We start from the raw sequence: 9374 nt of genomic DNA on the forward strand, positions 1-9374 counted from the left end.
GCGCAGCGTCCGCACCGCCTCAATCCCGTCGCGCAGATGTTCGCGGATGACCACGGTATCGTCGGCGAGTGCCCTGCGCTGCTGCTCTGCGATCAGCCTGGCTTCCGTGACAGAACGGATCGATGCGCGTCGTGCCTCTATGGCCAACATGCCAATCTGGTCCAGCGTGACAATCAGCGCGGAGATCACTTCCGCTTCGGGTGCGATCGGGCGGGAGATCCACTGATTGGCAACCCGTCGCAGGTTATCGACATGCTCGGCAAACGCACGATCCGCGTCTTCGATTTCGTTCGGCGCTGTCATCACACACCAACCCCCATAACTTCTGGCAGGCCTGCGGGCATCCGCGGCAGATAATCGGGGCCAAGTGCTGCAAGAAACTTCGGCACGTCGCGCCTCAGCCACCGGCTGACCCGACACCGGTCGAAAAACGAACTTGTCGGGAAGCCGTGGGCCGGTCTGTTCGCCGCAAAGTCCATGAAAGACTGCCCCCGGTCCGAGACACGCTTTATCCCGTCAAGCGCGGGAAACACCCCATAGACAGCCCCGCGGCCAAGTGCGCCCTCGATTGCGGGATATTGGAGGATATGCCGGATTTCCTCTGAAGCATCGACGCGCCCGCTAAGCAGGGCCTCGTTAATGACAATGACGGTGTTCTTGGGAATAAAGCCCCGGTTTGCCTGCAGGTCTTCAAGATAGTCGATATCGGCATGTTCCGAGCCGATCATGAAAACCGTGACAAGATTGATTCCGAGTTCCTCAAGCTGTGCAACGAGCGGGGAGGCCTTTACCAGTTCGTGAACCGCCGTCCAGCCGCCGCCGATGTCAAGAATGGCGTCGTTCTGGGTTTCCACCAGCTGCTCGATCCTCTGTTCCAACCAGGCCGCTTGTCCCTTGGCGGTTACGGTCGCAGGTTCCAAGACGTAATCACCCATAGAGGCGATGGTATTGGACTTGTTGAGTGAATCCGTGTTCCAGATTTCCGGGTGGCCTCCCTGCTGCTGGGTCAGTTCCGTGAGGACCTTGAGGAATGTCGTTTTTCCGACCCTCTGGCGCCCGATTGCCATCATGAGGGTCGGTTGCGCCTTTACGGTCTCTTTCGCCGCGGTCTTTGGTTCGCGTGCCGTCATGTTTCATTCCCGATGAAAGCCGGGTTCCTGCAACCGTCGCCGGTTTTCCAGATCCCGAATGATCTCTTCGGCCCGTGCGCGACCCCGGCGACGGATTTCTTCCTCGTCCAGGTCTGCTACTGACGCCTCGGGAATGGTCGTCGGTAATGATGCGACCTGGGATGGCTTTTTTTGGAGGGAAGCAATTTCTGCCGGCACGGCTGCTTCGGCAAGAGGTAGGCTTCCGTGTTTCCCGTCAATGATATCGGGTTTCCAGTCTTTAGACTGTCGACTGGGCAGGAGCTGCTTCTGGTTTTTTCGGACGATATCGTGGGATCGCCCGGCATGGGCACGCCGGACTCGAGCCCATGTCTTGGCGGCCGTCTTGCGGGTGATTTCCTTGTTCTCGACCGTTCCGGTTATCCCATCCTCGTGTGCGATCTCGATGAAGATATCCCAAGCGCGGATTGTCTGACGCGCTTCCGAGATGTCCTCGAAATTCTCCATCATCCAGCGGTAAAGTGGCGAGACTTTCTGTCCTTGCCGACCACGAATTTTTTCTCCGGCCACGCGTCGGATGAAACGGTTTCCGCCTGCCTGTGAGTCCATTTCCGTCACGTCGTTTCTCCTGCAGGCCGTGTCAGTGGCTGTACCGGTGTGAGGTAATCGCTGCGTGGACGTCGGGTGGCGCATTTTTGGTCCCGGTACGAACCCTTTATGAACCCCCACTGGACCCATTTCAACGACGTCTTGGCACCAGCCCGGGGTGGGACCGGTACCACCTTTGGAACCGGGTCGGACCCGGCCTGATAGAGGCTCTTCATACACCATTGCACCGTTGGTGCGGGACGTTCCGTAGCGACGATCTGAGGCCGAAAAAAAGATATAAAGTAATCTTTGCGCCCTTGGGGTGAGTATAGCGATCTGATAGAATAAACCGCTTTGTGGAAAGGGAGAGGTGTTCATGCGTCCGTCTGAAGCCGTTGCCCTGCATCGTCACTCCATCATTGGACTGGCCCGGCAATGGAAACTCGATAATCCCCGGGTCTTTGGCTCCGTTGTGCATGGCCTGGATCGGGATGGAAGTGATCTGGACCTGCTGGTTGATGCGCCCGAGGGAATCACCCTTTTTGACCTGGGCGGACTGCAAAGCGATCTCGAAGATCTTCTGGGACTAGCAGTTGATCTCCGGACGCCCGAAGATCTGCCCTTAGCCTTCCGGGATGAGGTTCTGTCTGAAGCGCGTGCCTTGTGAGTCGTCATTTTCGTTTGACTGACTATCTGGGACATATGCACGAGGCAGCGACCGACGCCCGCTCCTTCGTGCAAGGCATGGCGGTCGAAGATTTTCTGAAGGATCGCAGGACCCAGCAGGCCGTTGTCATGAGCCTGCTTATCCTTGGGGAAGCGACGACCAAAGTTATGGCTGCCTACCCGGATGACGTAGCGCGTTATCCGCATATTCCGTGGAGGCAAATGCGCGGAATGCGGAACCGGATCGCGCACGGCTATTTCGAGATCAATTATGGGATTGTTTGGCGTACGGTAGAAGAGGCTTTGCCTGCCCTGATCGCTCAATTGGAGCATTTCCTGCAGAGATCATCCTGAGGATTTCATTTTGAGGGCAGGATGGTGGGCTATCTGATGAACGGCTTCGGCCGTTACGTCCGGTCCCACTAAGCGGTGTCCTCAGTCCAATATGACCTACCTGTATCATGTCAGGGCGCTGACCCGTAATCGATGCAGCCTGCGTGTCAGTCCGGGGATAAAGCAAATGTGTGACTGCATGCGATCGTAATGCGTCCTGGAACCGCAATCGTAAATTCGCGATATTTTCCAATGGTCCTCAATCAAGGATCGATCATAGGAGCGTAGTCGCCAGACCGACCTGGGGCCCCGCTTCGGCAAGACGACGATCCAGGGTACATAATGTCGCGCCATGATCCGCACAAACTGCCAGATGGAGGGCGGCTCCGGCACGCAGACCCAGAGCATACTGATCGGAAAATCTTGCCGCCGTCCGGAAGTTCTGACTGGTCACAGGCATGACACCAAAGCTTTCTGTGCGAAGACGGGTGAACATGGCCAGGCTGTTTGCTCGATCTGTGACGGTAATCTGGCCCATGCGAAGCTTGATCGACAGGGCTGAAGAAAACTCGGTGACAACCCAGTCACTGATGGAAAGATCTTCAGGTGCCTGGGCGCCAAGCCAGTCCTGCATCCGGGTTGTCTCTTCCTCATTGGTCAGAGCCGCCACAAGAACCGATGTATCGAGATAAAGACTCAATACCTTGCCTCATCACGCATCGCGCGAACAGTTTCTGCAGCAGGTTCCCTTTGCGGCGTCATAATGCTGGTAAGTGAACGAAGAGCACTCACTGCAATGGGTTTACGTACTGGCTCCGCCTTGACGAGTTGTGCGACGACCTTGCCGCGACGAAGAATACGAACGGACTCTCCTTCCTTCGCCAGATCAACCAGACGACTGAGATGGGCTTTGGCTTCCACCAGGTTGACAGTCTGCATTTCGGGCTCCGAACCATTAAACTGGTCACTTTATAGCGAAAAAATGTCGCCCTACCAAACGGAATATGCGTCTGACAATGAGAGCGATGCTCGCGGAATTCAGACGAGCAGGATGATGCTTTCCTATACGCCTGGTGGGATGCCGACCCCGTTTACAAGTCCAATCCCACGTTTCTGGCAACTCTTCGTCTCGCCCGTGCTCTGGAGATTAGCCCGGCGGCTTTGGTGGAGCTGGAAGAATAGCACGCCGGCTGCCGAGAATCTGAATCTTATCCGGACAACAAGCTCTGTTCACGTAATAAGACATGGTGATCATCGTTGACCACGTTGGGCATGGCTTCCCCATCTTTTTGGCAGGGGAAGCATTGGGTTGTCGATGTAGCAAGTGACATCTTATAACTGCTGCCTAAACACGACGTTCAGACAGAGCCATTACCGCGTGAAAGTCGCGGAGAATCAGTTCGTCGGACAAACCCGTGGTATCACCTTGGTGGCGTCGACAAGTGCGGGATCCGTCTGGTTGCGGCACGTGCAGGTCGCAACCCGAGAGCGCATGTTGATTTGCTGTTCCGGCCTGCGCAAATGTCACCTTTTGCGCAGGCGCGGGCGATGAAGGATGCCTCGGGCAGAAGAAAATCAGTAAAGTCGCGTGATGCCACGTCACACTTCCCTCGGTCCTCACATGGGAAACGATGATAATGCGCGAGGCAGACAGAAGGCAAAGCAGATCCCTAGTCCAGGACGACGACCTGTGGGAACGGCTGCGGGCGATTGAGGACAAATTGTCACTGATCATTGAAATCTTCTCGCCGGAAGATTCCGACGGGCCCACGCTTGATGAAATTCTCGGCCGATTGGTGACCTTGATCGCAGCCCAGAACCCGATGCTCAGACGTATTGATCTTACAACCGGCAGGTTGCTCGACATTCAGGAGGGGAGGACGCCCCGCTCCGCCCGGCGCGACGATGAGGATGGAGCCGATGCCTGATGATGACGTTCCGGAAAATCTCAGCTGAGAGCAGTGGTCGGCTGATTACTGCCTATTTCACACAGGAACTGCCAGATCCGGAGCACGACTTCCGTACCCAGCCCGGAAAAGTGCCTGACGCGGATGGTGGCCGACTGACCAGCTATTACACCGGTCGCGACGGGCGGGCCTCGTGGCGACCGGACATGCAGCCCAAGATCGCGGCGGCTCTTGGCATTGATCCGAAGACACCACCGAAGAACGCGCAACTCAATCGCCTGTTTGAAGCAAAGAGGGCCGATAATGGCGAGGACTGGTCAAGGAACGCCCGCAAGATCAGTGCCTATGATCTGACTTTGGCGCCACACAAATCAGTTACCCTTGCGGCCGAGTTTGCGCCGACCGAAGCCGAGAGGGCAGCCATCTGGCACGCCATTGATCGGGCAAACGACGCGACAATGCTCTATGTCGCGCGGGAAATCGGCTTCGCACGGCGCGGTCACGGGGGCGAAGACGGTGCCGACCCGGGCGAGGTCGCCTGGGTGTCATTCCGGCATGATACCGCGCGCCCGACGGTCGAGGCGCGTGACGCGGCGACAGGCCAGACCTATCTGATCGATACGCCAGCAGGCGGCGATCCCCATGCCCATATCCATAATGCCCTGTTCAATGTCGTGGTTACGGAAGAGGGGCATGTGGGTTCACTCGACACGAAGCGGCTGCGATCGCGCGTTCACGAATTTGGAGCATATTTCCAGGCACAGCTCGCTGATGAACTGCGCCGGATCGGCATCGCCCAGCAATACGATGCGAATGAACAGGCGACGGTCATCTCGGCCGTGCCGCAGAATATATCGGATTTCTTCAGCAAGGGACGACGGAACGTCATCAGGGCGGCCAAGGATTACGCCGCGGCGGAAGGAGCGGACTGGGCGCATATGCCGATCAAACGCAAGCGCCGTATCCTGTCCATGGCCGGCCTGGCAGCCCGGCTGGACAAGAACGAAGGCACAAGCGACCATGAGATATGGCGAGAACAGGCCAGGCGTCTTGGCTGGGAGGAAAAAAGTCTGCTTGGCGCGCCAGTAGCGCCTGCGGGCACCAGGGAACAGCGATACGATATTGCCTGCCGTTTCGCTGTGCGCCATCTCGCGAGGGAGTTTGAAACAGCCGCCGTGATCGATCACGACAAGCTTCGAACGTATGCGGCCCGGGGCCTGATCGGCACCGGCATCGAGGGCGGGGTGAAGGACATTGATCATGTCGTGGCCCTTATTGAACAGCGTGGTCTTGAACTCAGCGGGGAACGGGTCTCGCTGATTCAGGAGATGCGCGGCGACAGGCTGAGGGTGACGAATTCCGCGCAGATCGCCATCGAGGAGGACCTCGCGATTCAGGCAGCTCGTGCGTCAGGAGACCGAAGCGGGGCGCTGTCGGACCGCCAGATCACGGAAGCGATCGGACGATCATCCCTCGACTTTGCAAGCGATCATGGAAAGACCCAGAAGGCCGCTATCTACGCTCTTGGCCGGGGCGGCGCGCTCTCCATGCTCACCGGTGTCGCGGGCTCCGGAAAGACGGCGCTGCTGTCTCCGCTGGTTGATGCGTGGAAACATGATACGCGTTATGACACGAATGGTCGCAGGGTTATCGGGATTGCCAATGCCTGGCGCCAGGCGGACGCATTACGTGAGGCCGGCATCTTTGACACGAGCGCGATGCTGCCTTTTCTGGCGCGGCTGGAGCGCGGTGACGTTGATGTGGACCAGAATACGGTGCTGGTGATTGACGAGGTCGGTCAGGTCGGCCCGCGCCAGATGCTTCGCCTGTTACAGGTGCAGCGTGATACTGGTTGCACGGTCAAGGCGCTGGGTGACCACGAGCAGGCGCAGAATATCGAGGCAGGGGACTCCATCGAGATGCTGCGCCGGGTTCTGGATCCGGAAGATATGCCTGAGCTTCTGTCCAGTGTCCGGCAGGTATCTGCAAGAAATCGCCAGATTGCTGATCTGTTTCGTGGCGCAGAGCCGGAAGAGAGCGATCTGGAAGCCCACGAGTTCAAGGGGGCTGCGGCAAACGCGCATACGGACGAGGAAAATGATGACGATGTCCGTAACAGGTTCCATCTGAAGGAAGTCCGGGATGCGATCGATATGAAACGGGCGGATGGAACGATCCGTCTGGTCGGCGGCGACCATGAGGAAGTCCTGCAGGATATTGCCCGGCTGTATGTGACGCGTCGCGATGCCCTGATAGCCGAGGGGGCCGGCCCGCAGCGAGGCCGGGCCAAGACGATCAGCATGTCGGCGCTGACCAATCAGGATGCTGCCGATCTGAGTCGCGCAGTCCGCAGGATCCTGCAGGAGCGCGGCGAGATCTCGACACATGAAATTACCGTGCAGGCCATTGATCAGCGTGGCGAGACCTATGATCTTGCGATCGCTACGGGCGACCGGCTTCGGCTGTATCGTCGGACGTGGGGCAGCGTGGATGGAAAGGGCGCCACAGTCGGTAATAACGGCGATGTGGTGGAGGTTCTGGCCCATGGTGATGCGGGGCTTCGCGTCCGCACGAAGGACGGGCTTGTTGCTGATGTTGAATGGCGGCGGTTTCGTGATGTGAAGACAGGTCGGGTACTGCTGGGGTTCGGACATGCCATGACGATTGATGCGGCACAGGGGCTTACTTCAGATGAGCACGTCAACGCCCTGCCGCGAGGCGTCGAACTGGCGACGGGATTTACCTCATACGTCGCGGAAAGCCGGGCGCGTGGAACCACATGGACCATGATCTCCGATGGCGCGACGTTTGAGGCGGTCCGGAACCAGAGGGCGCTCGGGGATACGACGCCCATCACCAGTGACGATCTGTGGAATCACGTGGCAAAGAAAATGGCGCATAAACCATATAAATCATTGGGCACGGATCTGGTTGCCCGAACCCGCAAGGCCCGGGATGCGAGGATCCGGGAACTGATCGCGCTTGGGCGCACGCAGGAGACACTGATGAAGTCAGGTCGCCCATATGGCAGGGAGATTATTCTGGAGACCCAGGCGCGTCTGGCCGAGCGCTTGCATAAGGCGCGTCTGGCCGAGATCGACGCCAGGCTGCAGGTCATGATCAGGAACGCACCAGCGGTCATGACGGGTGCGGAACAGACGCTTCGGAGCCAACGGGCTGCTCAGGTGCTGGGCAGGCGTTCCCATGTGCCATATGCGTCGCCAGGCGCCGCCAGCTAGAGCGTCCGGCTTTCTGCTGTTCTCACCCGAATTTGGATCCTGCCGACAGTGCGCCATACCGCGACAACATCTCAGATCTGACGCACGCTTTGGTCATTTGCGCAACGAAGTCGGCTGGGTATCGTTAGGTAGGCGGGGAGCAGCAGATAGCAGGTCAATGATGGACGATGTGTCTTTCCGGGGAGATCCTGATCCGTTCGACTGTTGGTTGAAAAACGAATTGCGTGCCCGGTTCAATGATGTTGTGCGTGAACCGATCCCTGAAAGTCTGCTGCGCATTATTGGCGCGACTGAAGCTTCCGGGCATGTTCACGCGTCAAGACCTTCCTGGACCGAAGAGGAAGCTGTGTCTGATTACTTGGCTGATACCGGCTCCAGATGATTTCGTATCGCAGATATGGCGTCTTGATGCTGTGCGGGCAACAGTTAATAGGATCACGGCAGAAGACAAGAAGTGTTGACGATCAGGTAAAATACAGATGAGCGGGCACAGGACCCTATAGATATCAGTTCAAGAGCATACCTGTTCTGCAATCTGCCAGATCCTCGAAAACGTCGAGGACTATTCCCAGTAGCGGTGTTATATACAGGGCCAGAGTTTTTTCGTCTGTTAAGGTGATCGACAATGTCCGAAGAACAACAAAGACAGCTGGCGCTGACCGTGGAAATCATAACTGCTTATGTATCGGAAAATAAAATATCGCCGGATGAACTTATCAGGCTGATTGGGACTGTTTACAATTCATTGTCCTTCCCGACTACTTCGAGCGTGAAAGAACAGATACCTGCCGTTCCCATCAAGCGGTCCGTATTTCCGGATTATATCATATGCCTTGAAGATGGGAAAAAGCTGAAAATGCTCAAACGGCATCTGCAGGCATCCTATGGCATGACGCCTGAAGAATATCGGCGGAAATGGGGACTTCCGTCTCATTATCCTATGGTCGCTCCCAATTACACAGCACGCCGATCGGAACTTGCAAGAGAGATTGGGCTGGGGCGGGATATAACGTCCACTGCCACCAAATCTGGTGATGAGGGCACGACAGAGCCTGCATTGCCTGACAGGCCGCAAGGACGCCGCCGGGGTAGAAAGAAGGCCGCCCACTAAAAGGGGAACGCGCCGCCGGACCGGGCGGCGCGGCGATCTCCTGGCTCAGGAACGCGGCAATATACGAAGGCAGCGCTTCTTCGCTACGCCGTAGGGTGCCGACTGCGGCTGTTCCTGTTTGACCGGACCATGATCCAGTTCAGGGCGTTACGTCGATAAATCCGGACGAAAGATGCCTTTTATACAATCCAGGTTGCGGATTGCGATCCTAAGCCCTTGCGTTATGCACCTTGTGGAAGAATTCAGTTCTCAGTGAAAATCCATAGGCGATGACTACAAAGTTGTGCTCTCACGAGGGCAGCCTGCCTTTTCCGCTCTGACAATCCTTTTTCAGATCCCATATCTGGTGACGGACAACTTTCTACTTATCACGGTCGGTCCACGCGCAATCATTCAGAGAATGAACGCCTCAGCGCCTCAG

At 57.3% G+C, this 9374-nt stretch carries 10 protein-coding genes and 1 pseudogene; 6 read left to right on the forward strand and 5 right to left on the reverse strand.

Annotated elements, in window-relative coordinates; genetic code table 11:
- The 3 genes and pseudogenes from AC1RQ9_RS17955 to AC1RQ9_RS17965 all read right to left on the reverse strand — a co-directional run.
- Window positions 1–303: pseudogene (locus tag AC1RQ9_RS17955) on the reverse strand (hypothetical protein); the annotation flags it as partial.
- Window positions 303–1130 (reverse strand): FAD-binding oxidoreductase, encoded by an 828-nt coding sequence (locus tag AC1RQ9_RS17960; protein WP_039734031.1) that lies wholly within the window; start codon window positions 1128–1130, stop codon window positions 303–305. The pseudogene AC1RQ9_RS17955 and the gene AC1RQ9_RS17960, both read right to left, overlap by 1 nt.
- A 3-nt stretch (window positions 1131–1133) precedes the next feature.
- Window positions 1134–1718, reverse strand: coding sequence for a hypothetical protein (locus AC1RQ9_RS17965; protein WP_039734030.1), 585 nt, complete (start codon window positions 1716–1718; stop codon window positions 1134–1136).
- A 355-nt stretch (window positions 1719–2073) separates the two neighbouring features.
- On the opposite strand from AC1RQ9_RS17965, the gene AC1RQ9_RS17970 reads away from it, so the two are divergent.
- Window positions 2074–2364 (forward strand): nucleotidyltransferase family protein, encoded by a 291-nt coding sequence (locus AC1RQ9_RS17970; RefSeq protein WP_010518281.1) that lies wholly within the window; start codon window positions 2074–2076, stop codon window positions 2362–2364.
- Entirely contained in the window at window positions 2361–2717 is a 357-nt protein-coding gene (locus tag AC1RQ9_RS17975; protein WP_039734028.1) for a HepT-like ribonuclease domain-containing protein, read from the forward strand. Before AC1RQ9_RS17970 ends, AC1RQ9_RS17975 begins: the two co-directional genes overlap by 4 nt.
- 253 nt (window positions 2718–2970) lie before the next feature.
- On the opposite strand, the gene AC1RQ9_RS17980 is transcribed toward AC1RQ9_RS17975, so the two are convergent.
- Both AC1RQ9_RS17980 and AC1RQ9_RS17985 read right to left on the reverse strand, forming a co-directional pair.
- A complete protein-coding gene (locus AC1RQ9_RS17980) occupies window positions 2971–3396 on the reverse strand; it encodes a type II toxin-antitoxin system VapC family toxin (protein ID WP_019086860.1) in 426 nt (141 codons plus the stop codon).
- Entirely contained in the window at window positions 3393–3635 is a 243-nt protein-coding gene (locus AC1RQ9_RS17985) for a type II toxin-antitoxin system Phd/YefM family antitoxin (RefSeq protein ID WP_010518306.1), read from the reverse strand. Before AC1RQ9_RS17985 ends, AC1RQ9_RS17980 begins: the two co-directional genes overlap by 4 nt.
- 692 nt (window positions 3636–4327) lie before the next feature.
- Here AC1RQ9_RS17985 and AC1RQ9_RS17990 point away from each other — a divergent pair.
- The 4 genes from AC1RQ9_RS17990 to AC1RQ9_RS18005 all read left to right on the forward strand — a co-directional run bounded on the left by AC1RQ9_RS17990 (window position 4328) and on the right by AC1RQ9_RS18005 (window position 8953).
- Window positions 4328–4624: a hypothetical protein gene (locus tag AC1RQ9_RS17990; protein ID WP_034926251.1), complete on the forward strand. Its 297-nt coding sequence runs from the start codon at window positions 4328–4330 to the stop codon at window positions 4622–4624.
- Window positions 4624–7842: a MobF family relaxase gene (gene mobF, locus AC1RQ9_RS17995; protein WP_420605110.1), complete on the forward strand. Its 3219-nt coding sequence runs from the start codon at window positions 4624–4626 to the stop codon at window positions 7840–7842. The genes AC1RQ9_RS17990 and mobF overlap by 1 nt, the downstream gene beginning before the upstream one ends.
- A 157-nt stretch (window positions 7843–7999) precedes the next feature.
- The gene (locus tag AC1RQ9_RS18000) at window positions 8000–8224 is read left to right on the forward strand and encodes a hypothetical protein (RefSeq protein ID WP_162531789.1); all 225 of its coding nucleotides are present in this window, start codon (window positions 8000–8002) and stop codon (window positions 8222–8224) included.
- Window positions 8225–8467: 243 nt separating this feature from the next.
- Window positions 8468–8953, forward strand: a complete 486-nt coding sequence (locus tag AC1RQ9_RS18005; protein WP_082267139.1) for a Ros/MucR family transcriptional regulator — start codon at window positions 8468–8470, stop codon at window positions 8951–8953.
- Window positions 8954–9374 lie beyond the last annotated feature (421 nt).

This window comes from Komagataeibacter ossonobensis (assembly GCF_057359305.1).

Bases quoted from the DNA above. Each gene is read 5' to 3' on its own strand.
- AC1RQ9_RS17960 (WP_039734031.1), bottom strand. From the start codon at position 1,130: ATGACGGCACGCGAACCAAAGACCGCGGCGAAAGAGACCGTAAAGGCG.
- AC1RQ9_RS17965 (WP_039734030.1), bottom strand. From the start codon at position 1,718: ATGGACTCACAGGCAGGCGGAAACCGTTTCATCCGACGCGTGGCCGGA.
- AC1RQ9_RS17970 (WP_010518281.1), top strand. From the start codon at position 2,074: ATGCGTCCGTCTGAAGCCGTTGCCCTGCATCGTCACTCCATCATTGGA.
- AC1RQ9_RS17985 (WP_010518306.1), bottom strand. From the start codon at position 3,635: ATGCAGACTGTCAACCTGGTGGAAGCCAAAGCCCATCTCAGTCGTCTG.
- AC1RQ9_RS17990 (WP_034926251.1), top strand. From the start codon at position 4,328: ATGATAATGCGCGAGGCAGACAGAAGGCAAAGCAGATCCCTAGTCCAG.
- mobF (WP_420605110.1), top strand. From the start codon at position 4,624: ATGATGACGTTCCGGAAAATCTCAGCTGAGAGCAGTGGTCGGCTGATT.
- AC1RQ9_RS18000 (WP_162531789.1), top strand. From the start codon at position 8,000: ATGATGGACGATGTGTCTTTCCGGGGAGATCCTGATCCGTTCGACTGT.
- AC1RQ9_RS18005 (WP_082267139.1), top strand. From the start codon at position 8,468: ATGTCCGAAGAACAACAAAGACAGCTGGCGCTGACCGTGGAAATCATA.